The organism is Phaeobacter sp. S60 (genome assembly GCF_000826845.1).
Classification (GTDB): domain Bacteria; phylum Pseudomonadota; class Alphaproteobacteria; order Rhodobacterales; family Rhodobacteraceae; genus Phaeobacter; species Phaeobacter piscinae.
In genome coordinates, this window is the sequence record NZ_JSWJ01000011.1 from 332,581 (window position 1) to 347,597 (window position 15,017).

At 60.7% G+C, this 15,017-nt stretch carries 16 protein-coding genes; 9 read left to right on the forward strand and 7 right to left on the reverse strand.

Features of this window, described 5'->3' with window-relative positions:
• Nucleotides 1–191 precede the first annotated feature (191 nt).
• From OO25_RS11520 to OO25_RS11535, 4 genes are read left to right on the forward strand one after another with little or no spacing between them, the layout of a single operon-like run.
• Nucleotides 192–851 (forward strand): ABC transporter ATP-binding protein, encoded by a 660-nt coding sequence (locus OO25_RS11520; protein WP_014875338.1) that lies wholly within the window; start codon nt 192–194, stop codon nt 849–851.
• Nucleotides 829–2,535: a capsule biosynthesis protein gene (locus tag OO25_RS11525; RefSeq protein WP_040180200.1), complete on the forward strand. Its 1,707-nt coding sequence runs from the start codon at nt 829–831 to the stop codon at nt 2,533–2,535. Before OO25_RS11520 ends, OO25_RS11525 begins: the two co-directional genes overlap by 23 nt.
• A gap of 4 nt (nt 2,536–2,539) precedes the next feature.
• Nucleotides 2,540–3,373 (forward strand): 3-deoxy-8-phosphooctulonate synthase, encoded by an 834-nt coding sequence (kdsA, locus tag OO25_RS11530; protein WP_040180201.1) that lies wholly within the window; start codon nt 2,540–2,542, stop codon nt 3,371–3,373.
• A 21-nt stretch (nt 3,374–3,394) separates the two neighbouring features.
• Nucleotides 3,395–4,891, forward strand: coding sequence for a phosphomannomutase/phosphoglucomutase (locus OO25_RS11535; protein WP_040180202.1), 1,497 nt, complete (start codon nt 3,395–3,397; stop codon nt 4,889–4,891).
• Nucleotides 4,892–4,969: 78 nt separating this feature from the next.
• Here the strand turns inward: OO25_RS11535 and OO25_RS11540 are convergent, their stop codons facing one another.
• The gene (locus OO25_RS11540; protein WP_040180203.1) at nt 4,970–6,922 is read right to left on the reverse strand and encodes an AsmA family protein; all 1,953 of its coding nucleotides are present in this window, start codon (nt 6,920–6,922) and stop codon (nt 4,970–4,972) included.
• A 411-nt stretch (nt 6,923–7,333) separates the two neighbouring features.
• Between OO25_RS11540 and rimO the strand changes: the two genes are divergently transcribed.
• On the forward strand, nt 7,334–8,755 hold the full coding sequence (gene rimO, locus OO25_RS11545; protein WP_040180204.1) for a 30S ribosomal protein S12 methylthiotransferase RimO: 1,422 nt from the start codon (nt 7,334–7,336) through the stop codon (nt 8,753–8,755).
• 19 nt (nt 8,756–8,774) lie between these two features.
• Here the strand turns inward: rimO and OO25_RS11550 are convergent, their stop codons facing one another.
• Entirely contained in the window at nt 8,775–10,127 is a 1,353-nt protein-coding gene (locus OO25_RS11550) for a hypothetical protein (RefSeq protein WP_242407033.1), read from the reverse strand.
• A gap of 297 nt (nt 10,128–10,424) precedes the next feature.
• On the opposite strand from OO25_RS11550, the gene OO25_RS11555 reads away from it, so the two are divergent.
• A complete protein-coding gene (locus OO25_RS11555) occupies nt 10,425–10,814 on the forward strand; it encodes a thiol-disulfide oxidoreductase DCC family protein (RefSeq protein ID WP_040180206.1) in 390 nt (129 codons plus the stop codon).
• Here the strand turns inward: OO25_RS11555 and OO25_RS11560 are convergent.
• The 4 genes from OO25_RS11560 to OO25_RS11575 form a co-directional block, all read right to left on the reverse strand.
• Nucleotides 10,811–11,077, reverse strand: a complete 267-nt coding sequence (locus tag OO25_RS11560; RefSeq protein ID WP_040180208.1) for a DUF6455 family protein — start codon at nt 11,075–11,077, stop codon at nt 10,811–10,813. The genes OO25_RS11555 and OO25_RS11560 overlap by 4 nt on opposite strands.
• Before the next feature lie 96 nt (nt 11,078–11,173).
• The gene (locus tag OO25_RS11565; protein ID WP_052465671.1) at nt 11,174–11,455 is read right to left on the reverse strand and encodes a DUF6455 family protein; all 282 of its coding nucleotides are present in this window, start codon (nt 11,453–11,455) and stop codon (nt 11,174–11,176) included.
• 162 nt (nt 11,456–11,617) lie between these two features.
• Nucleotides 11,618–12,004 (reverse strand): YigZ family protein, encoded by a 387-nt coding sequence (locus OO25_RS11570; RefSeq protein WP_241770613.1) that lies wholly within the window; start codon nt 12,002–12,004, stop codon nt 11,618–11,620.
• Nucleotides 12,001–12,726, reverse strand: coding sequence for a M48 family metalloprotease (locus OO25_RS11575; RefSeq protein ID WP_040173981.1), 726 nt, complete (start codon nt 12,724–12,726; stop codon nt 12,001–12,003). Before OO25_RS11575 ends, OO25_RS11570 begins: the two co-directional genes overlap by 4 nt.
• Before the next feature lie 167 nt (nt 12,727–12,893).
• On the opposite strand from OO25_RS11575, the gene OO25_RS11580 reads away from it, so the two are divergent.
• Nucleotides 12,894–13,142, forward strand: coding sequence for a hypothetical protein (locus OO25_RS11580; protein ID WP_040173979.1), 249 nt, complete (start codon nt 12,894–12,896; stop codon nt 13,140–13,142).
• Nucleotides 13,143–13,206: 64 nt separating this feature from the next.
• Here OO25_RS11580 and OO25_RS11585 read toward each other — a convergent pair whose 3' ends face one another.
• On the reverse strand, nt 13,207–13,503 hold the full coding sequence (locus OO25_RS11585; RefSeq protein WP_040180209.1) for a DUF167 domain-containing protein: 297 nt from the start codon (nt 13,501–13,503) through the stop codon (nt 13,207–13,209).
• A 213-nt stretch (nt 13,504–13,716) separates the two neighbouring features.
• On the opposite strand from OO25_RS11585, the gene OO25_RS11590 reads away from it, so the two are divergent.
• A complete protein-coding gene (locus tag OO25_RS11590; RefSeq protein WP_040173976.1) occupies nt 13,717–14,295 on the forward strand; it encodes a nitroreductase in 579 nt (192 codons plus the stop codon).
• Entirely contained in the window at nt 14,292–14,996 is a 705-nt protein-coding gene (locus tag OO25_RS11595; RefSeq protein ID WP_040173974.1) for an EI24 domain-containing protein, read from the forward strand. Before OO25_RS11590 ends, OO25_RS11595 begins: the two co-directional genes overlap by 4 nt.
• The last annotated feature ends 21 nt before the right edge of the window (nt 14,997–15,017 follow it).

Consider the following 15,017-nt stretch of genomic DNA (forward strand, 5'->3'; position numbering starts at 1 on the left):
TCAAAGCCGCGTCATCTGACTAACGGAGCGTTGATAAATCCCACAACAATTGGACATAATATGGTCCAAATAGCAGCCTATATCGTTAACACAAATCTGTTAGTGCAGGCATAAGGCCGTCGGGATCCGCCTGGCGCATCATGAGGACGAGAGTCCCCGGAACGGGGCCGAGAGCAGCACCGGAACACGCGATGCTTGAGTTTGAAAACGTGAGCAAGTCCTTCTGGACCGGCACCCAGCGCAAGGTGATCCTTGACCGGGTGTCCTTTCGCGTTGACCTCGGCAAATCCATGGGGGTGCTGGCGCCCAATGGCACCGGCAAGACCACCTTGATCAATATGATGGCCGGGCTGGAGAAACCCGATGAGGGTGAAATTCGCCGTGGCTGCCGGATCTCGTTTCCACTGGGGTTTATGGGCGGGGTGATCAACCGTCTGTCGGCGATGGCCAATGCCCGCTATATCGCCAATCTCTACGGGTTGGATCCCGATTACGTCGAAGCCTATTGTCGCTGGCTCTGTGGGCTGGGCGAGTATTTTGACCAACCTGTCGGCACCTATTCCTCCGGTATGCGGGCGCGGTTCAGTTTTGCGCTGATGCTGGCGCTGGATTTTGATATCTTCCTCATCGATGAGGGAATGCCCAGCACCACGGATGTGGAATTCAACAAGAAAGCCGGGTCAATCCTGCAGGAACGGCTTGAAACCACCACCATTATCATGGTGTCGCACCAGCCCAAGACGCTGGAGAAATTTGTTCGTTCTGCGGCTGTTCTGGTGGATGGCCAGTTGCATATGTTTGAAACCTTGGAAGAAGCGAAACAGCTCTATGACTACCAAACCCAAGGCTAAGAAATTCCGGGTCCGCCGCAGTGGAGGCACCGCAGCGCAACCCGCGGCTGCACGCCCCGTACCGCCGCCCAGCGCCGCTGACGCGGCCCAGGCTGCCCCGCCCATGGCATCGGCGACAGCTGCAGGCCAGACTGGCGCCGGAGAGGCAGGTCCCGGGGCGCCTGGCCGCATCGAGACCTCACCTGCGGATGACGCCATCTCCATTAAGGAGCCGTCAAAAGCAACGACCGGCAAACCCTCCACCGATCTGGATGAGATCCGCAAGGAGGGGCTGACAGGACGCCAGTTGCGACTGGCCCGCCGGATCGCGCAGAAAAACAACCTGCCCGCCACCTCCGATTTTGATGCTGTGCGTCAGCTGCGACTGAAGGGGATCGACCCGTTCCAGCGCGCCAATATGCTGGAACTGGTGGTGCAGCCCAATACGGCCCAGCCCGCTGGTGCGCCGCAGGCGCCGGGCAGCGTACAGCTGCCGCAAACGGTGCCGTCCGACAAGGTGTCCCTGCCCGCAACCGAGCTGAGCCCGGCGGAGCGGCGCAACCGCGAAATTCAGCAAATTCAGCGTGATATCGCCCGTCGTCGTCGTCGCAAGCTCTTGCTGCTCGGCGCGCGGCTGGCGTTTTTCGTGATGCTGCCAACGGCGCTTACGGGCTATTATTTCTATGGCGTTGCGACGCCGATGTATGCTGCGAAATCGGAATTTCTGGTGCTTAAGGCCGACAGCGCCGGCGGTGGCGGCGGGCTGGGCGGGCTGTTGAGTGGCACGCAGTTTGCCACCAGTCAGGATTCGATCGCGGTGCAAAGCTACCTGCAATCGAAAGAGGCGATGTTGCGGCTGGACCGGGAGGTCGGGTTCAAATCCCATTTCACGCAGGAGTGGATCGACCCGATCCAGCGGCTGGAAGACAACCCCACCAATGAGGAAGCCTATAAGACCTATTCCCGCAACGTGAAGATTGGCTATGACCCGACAGAGGGGGTTGTCCGGATGGAGGTCACGGCCGCCAATCCGCAGGTCTCGGCCGAGTTTTCCCAAAAGCTGATCAGCTATGCGCAGGAAAAGGTGAACCAATTGTCGGTGCAGAAACGCTCCGATCAGGTGGGCGATGCAGAAACCGCGCTGGAGATGGCAGAGGAAAAACGCCGCAACGCCCAGGAACGGCTGGTGCGGTTGCAACAGCGCGGCACGGTGCTTGACCCCGAGGGGGTGATCATGTCGTTGCGCTCACAGATCAGCACCTTTGAGTTGCAGCGTCAGGAAAAGGAGCTGGAGCTGGCCGCCCTGCTGGACAATGCCCGCCCCAACCAAGCCAAGGTGGATGGCGCGCGTGCCGACATCGCGCGGCTGAACAGCCTCATTCAGCGGTTGAATGATCGCATGATAGACGCCTCAGCTGGCGAAAACTCGCTCGCCAGCCTGACAGTGCAGATCCAGATGGCGCAGGCCGATCTGGCCACCCGCGATATGATGCTGCAATCGGCGCTACAACAGGTGGAGCAGACCCGGATGGAGGCGAACCGTCAAGTCCGCTATCTGACAACAGCCGTGGAACCCGTCCCAAGCCAGGAAGCAACCTATCCCCGCCGATTTGAAAATACGATTTTGGCATTCCTGATCTTTTCCGGTATTTACCTGATGTGCTCGCTTACTGCGTCCATCCTCCGAGAACAGGTTTCGTCATAACGCCATGAAAAATATCTCCGTCGCCGACCTCAGCATCGGCAATGACCGCCCGCTGACCCTCATTGCTGGCCCTTGCCAGCTGGAAAGCCTGGACCATGCGCGCATGATCGCAGGTCAGATGAAAGAGGCCTGCGCAAAATATGGCGCGCAATATGTGTTCAAGGCCTCCTATGACAAGGCCAACCGCACCTCGCTGTCCGGCAAACGTGGGCTGGGCGTGGATGAGGGGCTGAAGGTCCTGCAAACCATCGCCAAGGAATTTGACGTGCCTGTGCTGACCGACGTCCACACAGAGGCGCAATGTGCAGTGGCGGCCGAGGCCGTGGATATCCTGCAGATCCCGGCCTTCCTATGCCGTCAGACCGATATGCTGCTGGCCGCAGGCAACACCGGCAAGGCCGTGAACATCAAGAAGGGTCAGTTCCTGGCCCCTTGGGACATGGCCAATGTCGTCGCCAAGGTGGAAAGCACCGGCAACAAAAACATCCTGCTGACCGAGCGCGGCACCTCATTTGGCTACAATACACTGGTCGCTGACATGCGGTCGCTGCCGCAGATGGCCCAGGGCGGTTACCCGGTGGTGATGGACGCCACCCATTCTGTACAGCAGCCCGGTGGCAAAGGCGGCTCCACCAGTGGACAGCGTGAATTTGCGCCGTTGATGGCGCGTGCAGCAGTGTCGCTGGGTATTGCGTCGCTGTTTATTGAAACCCATGAGGACCCGGACAACGCGCCCTCTGACGGGCCAAACATGATTTATCTGGACCAGATGCCCAAGCTGATCGAGAGCCTGATGCGCTTTGATGCGCTGGCCAAGGCCGACCCTATCCGCATCTGATCGACAAGAGAGCGTAATCCCATGACCAAACCCATCCCCGAGGTGCGCCCGAACACCTGGAGCTTTCTGCGCGATCCGATGATCACGCCCACTGGTTTTCGCGAATATGACGCACGCTGGAAATACCCTGAGGAAATCAATCTGCCCGGCATGACGGCGCTGGGGCTGGGGCTTGGCACCCAGATGCACAAGCGCGGCATCCCGCCGGTGATTGCGGTGGCCAATGACTATCGCGACTATTCGGTTTCTATCAAACACGCGCTGATCATCGGCCTGATGCAGGCCGGTATCGAGGTGCGCGACATTGGCCCGGCCCTGTCGCCGATGGCCTATTTCGCGCAGTTCCACCTGGATGTGCCCGCGGTCGCCATGGTCACCGCCTCGCACAACCCCAACGGCTGGACCGGCGTCAAGATGGGCTTTGAACGCCCGCTGACCCATGGTCCAGATGAAATGGGTGAGCTGCGGGACATTGTCCTGAATGGTGAGGGCGTCGCCCGCCCCGGCGGCTCCTATCAGTTCGTGGATGGCGTAAAAGAGGCCTATCTCGACGATCTGGTTGGCGATTTCAAAATGTCCCGCCCGCTGAAGGTGGTCTGCGCCACCGGCAATGGCACCGCCTCCGCCTTTGCACCGGAGCTGTTTGAACGGATGGGGGTTGAGGTGGTCGAAAGCCACAACGCGCTGGACTATACCTTCCCGCACTACAACCCGAACCCCGAAGCCATGGAAATGCTGCACGATATGTCCGACAGCGTGAAGGCCTCTGGCGCCGATATGGCGCTGGGGTTTGATGGCGACGGCGATCGTTGCGGCGTGGTGGATGATGAGGGCGAGGAGATCTTTGCCGACAAGGTCGGCGTCATCATGGCCCGCGATCTGTCCAAACTGCACCCGAATGCGACCTTTGTGGCGGATGTGAAATCCACCGGGCTGTTTGCCTCGGATCCCGAGCTGAAGGCCAATGGTGTGACGGCGGATTACTGGAAAACCGGTCACAGCCACATGAAACGGCGGGTGAAAGAAATTGGCGCGCTGGCAGGGTTTGAGAAATCCGGCCACTATTTCCTCGCCGAACCTGTGGGCCGGGGCTACGACTGCGGCATGCGCGTGGCGGTGGAAATCTGCAAGCTGATGGACCGCAACCCGGACAAGAGCATGTCCGACCTGAGGAAGGCGCTGCCCAAGACCTGGGCGACGCCCACCATGTCGCCCTATTGCGCCGATACCGAGAAATACACCGTGCTGGAGCGTCTGGTCGAGAAGCTGGTTGCCAAGGCCGAGGCTGGCGAGACGCTGGCAGGCCGCCCCATCAAGGAGGTCGTCACCGTGAACGGTGCGCGTGTGATCCTTGATAACGGATCTTGGGGGCTGGTGCGGGCCTCCTCCAATACGCCCAACCTCGTGGTGGTCTGCGAGAGCAGCGAAAGCGAAGCGGAACTGCGCGAGATCTTTGCCGAGATTGACGCGGTGATCCGCACCGAACCGCTGGTCGGTGACTATGATCAGACCTTCTGATCATTCTCAGAGTTGAAGTAGAAACGCCCGCCATTGGCGGGCGTTTTCTGTTGTAGGACATGTCATCTAGCCGCAGCCTCAATCGCCGCCGAGAAGCCGCAGCAACTGGTCTTTTGCCTCTTTCTCGATCCGGTCGCGGATCGCCTCATTGATGTCCCGCTCTGGCGCGATCTCTGTATCCAGTTCTTCGCTCAACTTCTCGCGCAGGCGATCCTTGGCCTGTTGTTCCACCGCGTCGATTTCCGGCTCCAGCGCCCGTTTCAGATCGGGACGGATCTTTGGGTCACTCCAGGGGCCAGTGATGGCCACGGGGATCGACAGGCGGGTGCTGCCATCCCCGCGCTGGATGCCGGGGGTAAAGAGATAGTCCAGATCCTGCGCCCCAAGCCCGATGCGGCCCTCCCCCTCGGCGCGCAGCCCGCGCAGGGTCAGCAGCAGATCCCGGTTAAGGAGATTGCCGCCCTCCATCGTGTAGCTGGCGGTCAGCTGATCAAACACGGTGCTGCCGCCATTGCCACTGCCGCTGCGCATCAGCTGTTCCAAATCAAAGCCGGTAAAGAACCCTTTGCCGACCTCCAGCCAGCCTTTGCCGCTGAGCGAAGACATGATCTCCGCTACTGAATTGCCGACACCCAGATATTCCAGTTCGCCCAGCGCCTCGCCATTGAGGCGATCATATCCCATGGTCTGCCCCAGCGCCTGTTCCAGCCGGATGTCTTGAAAACTCAGCTTGCCACCAACCGACAGACCATTGCGATTGTTGACCACCAATTGCCCCTGCACCTGACCGTCAAAGACGCTGGCAGGCAGGAATTTCAGAACCGCACGAGAGTTGTCCAGCGCGAGGTCCAGCTTGCTTGGCCCCAGTTTGACGGTGCCGGTGTCGACCCCTTGAACATCCAGTGCAATTGCCGCATTCAGCGCCGCCAGCCAGCCGAAATCCATGCGCTCGCGCGACCAGCCGTCGCTGACCGGATCCGTACCCGTGCCAGCCGCAGCCGCCGCAGGCAGGTCCGCATCGCCCGCGGGCAGCAGCGCCGAGAAATCCAGCTGGTCACCGCTCAGACGCGCGGTCACCTTGGGCACATCGCCGAGCACCACATCCGCTGCGCCGCGCAACCGATTGGCATCTGCCTCCAGTGTCAGATCACGCAGCGCCAGACGCCCATCGGTGGTATAGGTGAGATCCGACGCGATGAGCCAAGTCTTCACCGCGGGTGTCTCAACCCCCTCGGCGCCGCCCAAGACCGCAAGGCTGCGCGCCAGATCAGAGCTTTTTCCAGTCAGGCGACCCGTCGCGGCGCCAGTGATATTAGCCCGCCCGTCAAACCGCAGTTCGGTCTCATCAGCGGTCACACTGGCCCCGACCGAGGCAACCTGCCCTGCCAGAAATGCCTCAAACGTGCCGATCTCCGCCGCGATCTGCACCGGCGCGCCAGCAGGGCGCAGCGTGATATCGGCCAGCACAGTCCCGTTAGGCTCAGGCCACTGCAGCGCCAGATCAACCTGGGTCAGCTCAATCGGAGTCTCGCCATGGGGGGCGTAGCGCAGGCTGGCGCCAGTGAGGTTCAGCGCCTCAATACTGACCGGCAGGCTTTCCATGCGGCCCTCGGCGGCTGGCGCGGCCCCGGTCTGGCCCTCGTCGACGGGACCCAGCACCCAGTTACCGGTGCCATCCGCGCGGGTGCTGAGATTGAGCTGTGGCAACACCGCCGAGAGTTCGGTCACCCGAATCTTACCCCCGATCAGATCCGCTGCCGCAATACCGATGGTCAGCCGCTCTGCCGTCAGCATCGGCTCAGGACCAGCCCAATCGGCATTGGACAGCGCCACCCGGTCTGCCTTCACCCCCAGCGTCGGCCAGAGCGTGTAGCCAACACGCCCGCCAAAGGTCACCGTGCGCCCGGTCTGCTTCTCGATCTGGCTCGCGGCCAGCTGGGCCAGTTTCTCGCCCGGCAGCACCAACAGCGCGCCCAACAGCAGCACCACGGCCACCACCAGCGCTATTACAACCCGGATTATCAGCTTCATCACCGCACCTCTTGCCTTGCCCCCTGTTCCCGCGGGGTTTTGCGCAGCTTACCGCGTGGGCGGGCGGGTGCAATGCGCGAAGCCCTCGCCCGGTATCAAAGCATTGCGTGTTTGCGGCTATTGGTCAGCGCAGCCGGTGCCGCTGACCGTTCCTCTCAGAGAGATCATGCGCCATTCCTAGGGCTATCCATGGTCGGTGGTCTTATTCGACCTCCGAGGGCAGCATCGTACCCAGAGGAGGTGCAAAGCGCCTTCCCAGGGAGAAAGTCAGGTGCTGCTCGGCCTATCGTCCGGGTAAGCGGGAAATGCAGCCTCTGACGAACGAGGGAGGCACAGGGGGCGTACAGCGGGTGCACGGCCAACCCCTCCGTTTTCCTTGCCTCCTGTCCCAGTCCTGATATACGCGCGCGCATGACACAGACACCCGGTTCCGCCAATCCGCCCAGCCTTCGCCCCGATCTTGCGCCCAAGCCCCGGCTTGGCGAGGCGCCCCGTGAGGGACAGCCGACCCTTGGCATGGTGTCCCTGGGCTGCCCCAAGGCGCTGGTTGACAGTGAGCGGATCTTGACACGGCTGCGGGCTGAGGGCTACGGCGTGTCGCCGGATTACTCAGGGGCGGATGCGGTGATCGTGAACACCTGCGGCTTTCTCGACAGTGCCAAAGCCGAGAGCCTTGAAGCCATCGGTGAGGCGCTGAAGGAGAACGGCAAGGTGATTGTCACCGGCTGTCTGGGCGCAGAGCCGGATTATATCCGCGCGCATCATCCGCGCATTCTGGCGGTGACCGGCCCGCATCAATATGAGCAGGTGCTGGATGCGGTCCATGCCGCCGTGCCGCCCTCACCCAACCCTTACGTAGATCTGCTGCCAGCAGCGGGTGTGAAGCTGACGCCGCGCCACTTCAGCTATCTGAAGATCTCCGAGGGCTGCAATCACAAGTGCAAATTCTGCATCATCCCCGACATGCGCGGCAAACTGGCGTCCCGCCCCGCCCATGCGGTTTTGCGCGAGGCGGAAAAACTGGTGGATGCTGGCGTGCGCGAGTTGTTGGTGATTTCGCAGGATACCTCCGCCTATGGGCTGGATCGCAAATATGATGTGAACCCGTGGAAAGACGGTGAGCTGCGCAGCCATATTCAAGATCTGAGCCGCGAGCTGGGCAAACTGGCCCCCGCGGATGAGCTGTGGGTGCGGCTGCACTATGTCTACCCCTACCCGCATGTGCGTGAGCTGATCCCGCTGATGGCGGATCCGGATAACGCGCTGCTGCCCTATCTGGATATCCCGTTCCAGCACGCCCACCCGGATGTGCTGCGCCGCATGGCGCGCCCGGCGGCTGCGGCCAAAACGCTGGATGAGATCAAGGCCTGGCGCGCAACCTGCCCGGATATCACCCTCCGCTCCACCTTCATCGTTGGCTACCCCGGCGAGACAGAAGCTGAGTTCCAGCATCTCCTCGATTGGATGGATGAGGCACAGCTGGATCGTGTGGGCTGTTTCAAATACGAAAACGTCGATGGCGCGCGGTCGAACGACCTGCCGGATCACGTTGCCGAAGAGGTAAAGCAGGAGCGCTGGGACCGGTTCATGGAGAAGGCGCAGGCGATTTCCGAGGCGAAGCTGGCGGCCAAGGTGGGCCAGACCCTACAGGTGATCGTGGACGACATCGACGAGGACGGCATCGCCACCTGCCGCACCAAAGCCGACGCGCCTGAGATCGACGGCAACCTGTTTATTGACGAGGGCACCGAAGGGTTGCAGGTTGGCGAGCTAGTCACCGTTGAAGTCGATGAAGCGGGGGAGTATGATCTGTGGGGCGTCAGGGCTGGCTAGGCGGCTGAAGCCCCGGTACTCACTGCGCCTGCAACGCCACCACTTCCGCTTCGTCTTCAATCGATTGAACACTGGCGTCTGTCTGAGACTCTCGAATTCTTGGTGCAGGTTTTCGCCATGACGTTAGATCTTGGCCAACCTCGCGGTAGAAGTCCGGGACAATCGTCTCAAGCTCAGCGATGAAGTTTGTTTGCTGGGTGAATTTTCCGCCCAAGCGCTTTGCGACATAGATATGAAAACTGACGACTTGAAGTCCATTTTTGTCCTTTTCGCAAAGATCCGGATCGGTCACCAACTCCACCAAGGGGAAATGGGTATCTTCACTGCGCCCGGGCCAAGTCATACGAACAAACAGATCACTGCTAGCTTCGCTCTTCAACTGACGGAGAAGCCAATTCAATCGCGCTTTTGATGATTTCTTGTCCTCAGGTGCCCGGAGTGTCATTCCAGCTTCGATCGTTCGGCGATTGAGATCCGCGACAACCTCCAAGGGGGCAGCAGCATTAGGTATATCAAAGCTAACGCGCAGTTGATGTGCTTCTCTGAGTTGGGTCAATTCATCTTTGTGACGATCTGCAGGGTTTTTGGCGTGTTTCCTGTTCAAGCGCTCTCTGACACTTGCTTCCGTCTGCCTGCTTAAAATCAAAGACAGGTCCTTGGTTTCCTGATGCCAAGCGTCCAATACACAAATAGCCTCTGGTGACTTCGCAAGTATCTTACCACCAGCAGAGACAAGTTTGTTTAGCTCACCCCATTCTGGCGGCATGCGATCGAACCCACGAATGCCTGCACTTTCATGAGTCAAAAAGCGTCTCAGTTCATTCAACAACACACGTTGATCATCGTCGGCCACACCATCGTTGCTGATCAACAAATCCACGGCCGTTAGGACAAACATCCATGACCAGTGGAAAACAGGAATCTTTGACCGGCTTTTACGGACATCTTCCAGTGGATGGCTCGCGGGCAAAGTCGCAAACTGGTTGGAAATCGTAATGACGCAGTCAATCCCGTTGTCCTTTGACAAGCTGCGGTATTTTTCAATTTGCTCTGCGGTCAGAGGGTTATTGCCAATCTTTGCCTCCACCATGGCCCGCCATTCACGAGAACCGTTTTTAACGATGATCAACCCGTCAGGACGATCTTTGCACGCCTCTTTTTGACCATCAAAAACCACTTCAGTGAAGGTCTCTACCGTGGTGCGTTTGCCAGTCCGTTGCCCCAACGACGCCAGCAACTCTGATGCCAGTTCCTCAACTTTGGAAAGGCACGCCAAGAGAATTGAAGTTGTTCGCCCCTCTTTGGAGTTATTGGACAAAACCGGGAAAAGACGCGCAGGCTCTCCTTGTTTCAGATATTCTGGTCTCTCCATGATGCGTCAAAGCCCCTCTTGCCAATACGATAAAAACTCATAGGTCATACAATCATACGCTGATTTTGCACAACTTATGAGGCATTGCAAAGGTTGTGATAGAAAGTGTCAGCATCCTAGACGTCTCAGCACAAGCAGCCACCCGCCTGACTGCAGCGCCCGCCCCGCCGGTCCAGCACGGAATGAGAGAGTATGGCCTAGTCCAAGCCAAGCGCAGGTGTGACCATCTGCCTCTCGCCATGCGCCCGGTCGCCGTTACATGTCTCAGGTAATCATCCAACTAGGAGGCATCCAACCATGCCGACCCCTCAGGACGACACGACCGAGATCCTCTATAACGGAGAGTGCCCGGTGTGCAGTATCGAGATCCGCCATTACGCCAATCTGGCGGAGCGGCGGGAGCTGCCGTTGCGTTTTGATGACCTCAACTCAAAAGATCTGGCGCGCTGGGGTGTTGATGCGGATCAGGCCGCACGGCGGCTGCATGTGCGCCATCAGGGCAAGGTGCTGAGTGGCATCCCGGCGTTTCTGGTGCTTTGGGCGCAGATGCCGGGCTATCGCTGGGTCGCGCGTGTGGTTGGGCTGCCAGGGCTGCGCCAGCTGGCCTCCGCCCTATATGATTACGTACTGGCGCCGGCGCTCTATCACTGGCACCGGCTGCGTCAGCGACGCAGCAGCCACGCTTAGTCCCGCAGCCGGAGCAGCGCATCGCCATTGCGGCAGCCCTGCAGTGGGGCCTTGGGCATGGTGTCTGCGGCGCGGTCGATCTGATCCAGAAACGCCTCGCAACGGGCGACCTCGCGACAGCCACGGCAGCGGGTCACCATATCGGCCCAATCTGTCTGTGTGATCTGCCCCGCCGCAAAACTGGCAGTTAGATCAACGCCGCAGGCCTGCCCCATCCGTTTGATCAGACGTAGGTGATGCAGCGGGTGGCCCAAAGGGTGCATGTCAGGATCTCCTGTGAGGATCGGATAAGAGGGGCGGAACATCGGACTGGCGGCCCGATGGAGAGGCGTCGAAAGATGCACGCCTGGGATCAGACTTTAGACCTCCTCCTCATTCAGATAGGCCAAGAGGTCGCGGTTGCGGCAGAAGTCGGGCGCCTCGGCCCCCGGGCGCAGCCCTTTGTCGAGCCATTTGTGGCAGGCGCCGACGCCGGCGCAGCGGGTGCAGCGCAGCACCGCCTCGCTGATCTCATCAAATCGCAGCCGACCGGAGATCGCTTCCTCCTGTAGATCGAGGCCCACGGTCTCCGCCATGCGGTCAAACAGGGCGGCGTGGGTTTTCAGATCTCGCCTGCTGGTCTCATTGGTTTGGCTGGTCATCGCGCTGTCCCCGGAAATCATTCATCCTGCGGGCAACTTAACCTCAGTCAGGGCCGGGCGACTTGATGCAGGTCAAACAGCCGATAAACAGAGACGCCGGATGCCCAAAACACCTGACACTCAAGACACTGGGCCAAACAGCCTGGCATATGGGATCTCGGTTCAGCTGGCGGTCACCTGATCGAAATAGGCGCGCACCGCATCCTGAACCCGACGAAACCGGTCACCGCCCAGCTTCTTGCCGCCATACCAGCGGGTCACGATGATGACATGGTCACGCAGCCCCTCCCGCTCCATCATGCGCAGGATCACCATACCGGCGCCGCTCTCCCCATCATCAGCCTTGAGGCCACCGCTGGGCAGTTGCGCCGCCCAGGTGTTGTGGGTCGCCTTGGCATAGCTGCGGTCGGATTTCAGCTCTGCCAGCACCGCGTCGATCTGCGCCCGGCTGGTGACCTGCGCGCCACTGACCGCGTATTTTGATCCGCGGTCGCTCAGCACCACGCCGAGCTGCCTCAGGGAGGCGACGGACTGCGCCAGATCGGTCAATTCAGGTTGTATTTCTGGATCGTCTGATTGACCACGCGCACCCGGTCCGGGTTGGCGGGGTGGCTGCCGAGGAAACGATCACCGGGATCGGGCAGACGATAGAAGAATTTCACCCCGACGCTGGGACGATACCCGGCCTTATGGGTGATGATGGTGCCCAGCTCATCCGCCTCCAGTTCAAAATTCTTGGAATAGGTTCGCGCGCCCACAGCGGCGCCAAGATCCTGCGCGCGGGCCACATCAGCGGCACTGGCACCGGAAACGCTCGCAAGCCCGGCCAGCAGGATCGAGCCTGCTACCGCGCTTTGGCGTTTGCGTGCCAGATGACCACGGATATGGTGTGCGGCCTCGTGCGACATCACAAAGGCCAGTTCGTCGCGATTGGCAATCTGCCCCAGCATCCGCTGGGTGAAGGTGATCACAGGGCGCCCCGACCGGTCCTGGCTCTGATAGGCGTTTGGTGGGGCCTTGGGGTTGGGATCAATCCGGATCAGGAAGTCGCAGTTCAGGCCTTGCGTCCGGGCACGGCATTCACGTTCTGAAACCGGCTCCACCACGCGGGTGACCGCCGCAAAGGCGCTGCGCCCTTCAGCCGGGGACATGCCCTGCACCGGTGGGCCGGAGGGCCGCGCGGCGGGCGCGGTCCCGGTGTCGACCACGGTATCGCAGGCTGCCAGCCCCATGGTGAGCGCACATCCCATCATCAGCAAGACTCGACGCATGACATCTCCTTTGCTTTGCCAGTGCCCATTGCGTTGCCAGTACCACCTTATCGCGACAGCCGACATAGGATCAATCGCATGAAGCCCTGGCGGCTGCAATGTGCCGCAAGAATACGTGATGCGACAAAGCCTTGTCAGTGGGGGCGGCCCGATGGCAAGCTGGGCATATGTTTACCATCGAGCACGAATTCGACGCCACAGTCGTGACCCTCGTCGATGACGAGACCGCCCAGCTGATGGAGGATGTTTCCATCAATATTTTCACTGAATGTGTCACGGTCGAGCAGTTGGACCCGCGTACCGACCGGGTGCAGAAAATCACCCTCTCTCACAGTCAGGTCCGGGATCTGGCTGCGGCGCTGGACCTGCCCGAAGGGGTCTACCGATTTACCCGCGAGGATGAGGAGGAGAGCTAGCGCTCTGAAGAAGTGCTCCGTCAGCCTGCGTTGAGGTCGTGATACCTCATGAGGGACGCCGCCGTCAGGGACGGTAGGCAAACACCTTGTCACGAGAGGTCGCGCCACGCAGCAGTTCCAGGTCTGAGGGCGCAATCCGCATGGCGCGCGCCAGAAGCGCCTGAACCGCAGCGGTCGCCTTGCCGTTTTCCGGCGCCGCCGTCACCGTGATCTTGAGCGTTGCCCCCTGCCCGCTTTCAGCCTGCGCAGCTGGAAGCACCGCATTGCGTGCGGCCTTCGGAGTGACGCGTACGGCAATCTCGCCGCCAGCGACGGCCAGATGACTCAGATTGGGGAGGTCTTTTTGCTTTGGCTTACCCATATTCGCAGTGATGGCGCGAATTGGTGGCGGATTCCATAGACTTTGCACGGGCGTCCGGGATATTTCCTGCCACAGACCCCGCGTTCGGACCGCAGATGCCGCCAGCCCTCATGCCCGCGCCTGTCAGGCAATTTCCACTGCCCCCCCGGATCGCCCCTTGAAAACCCGCGCCGCCCTGCCGACATGGGCGGTAGATGTAAAAAGGTTTCACATATGCCCCCTCGCAATGATGCTGCCCTGACGTTTCTTCTGTCGCGCCGCTCTCGCCCGGCCAAAACACTGATCGCCCCGGCGCCAGACCGCGCCGCCCTGATGCCCCTGCTGCGCGCCGCCGCGCGCACCCCGGATCATGGCAAGCTGGAGCCTTGGCGTTTTGTCGTGATCGAGAAACCCGCAATGGCGCGGCTGGCAGATCTGACCAGCAAGGCCGGTGAGCGGCTTGGCAAATCGGCGGAGGACATCGCAAAAGCCCGCAGCCAGTTTGAGCTGGGCCATTTGGCCGTCGCCGTGGTCGAGGTGCAGAAAGCCAGCCCTAAGATTCCCGCCATCGAACAGACCTACTCCGCCGGGGCGGTCTGTCTGGCGCTGCTGAATGCCGCCCTGGCCGCCGGATGGGGCGCCAATTGGCTGTCAGGCTGGGCTAGCCATGACCCAGACTTCTGCGCCGAGGCGTTTGGCTTGCACCCGCATGAGCGGATTGCCGGCCTGATCCATATTGCAACAGAGGCCTCGGCCCCGCCGGAACGGCCCCGCCCGGATCTGGACGCGCTGACAACCTGGATGGATCAATGATACTGACCGATTTCACCAAAGCGCTGAGCCAGCTCGGCGATCCCCGTTTCCGCAAGGTCCTGTTTCTGGGCGTCGGTCTGACCGTGGCGCTGCTGGTGGTGACCTATGCGGCGTTTCTGGCGCTGATCCAATGGCTGGTCGGTCCCGATGCCACCCTGCCATTGATTGGGCCAGTCACCTGGATCGACGACCTGCTGTCGATCACCTCTCTGGTGCTGATGCTGCTCCTGTCGGTGTTCCTGATGGTGCCTGTGGCCTCGGCCATCACCTCGATGTTTCTGGATGAGGTCGCGCAGGCGGTGGAGGATCGCCACTATCCGGGCCTACCCCCCGCAATCAAGACACCATTCTGGGATGGGGTGCGCGACACCATCAATTTCCTCGGCGTTCTGGTGGTGGCCAATGTGCTGGCGCTGGTGCTGTATTTTATGTTTGCCCCCTTTGCGCTGTTTATCTTCTGGGGGCTGAACGGGTTTTTGCTGGGGCGTGAATATTTCACGCTGGCGGCGGCCCGCCGCCTGGGTCTGCCAGAGGCAAAGCGGTTGCGGCGCAAACATCTGGGCACCGTCTGGATGGCAGGCGTGTTGATGGCAATGCCGCTGTCGATCCCGTTGGTGAACCTGCTGGTCCCCATTATCGGGGCAGCCACATTCACGCATCTGTTTCACCGGCTCGCCGGGCAGCAATTGGTTTCGCGCTGATTTCTGTCACCGACATGTCAC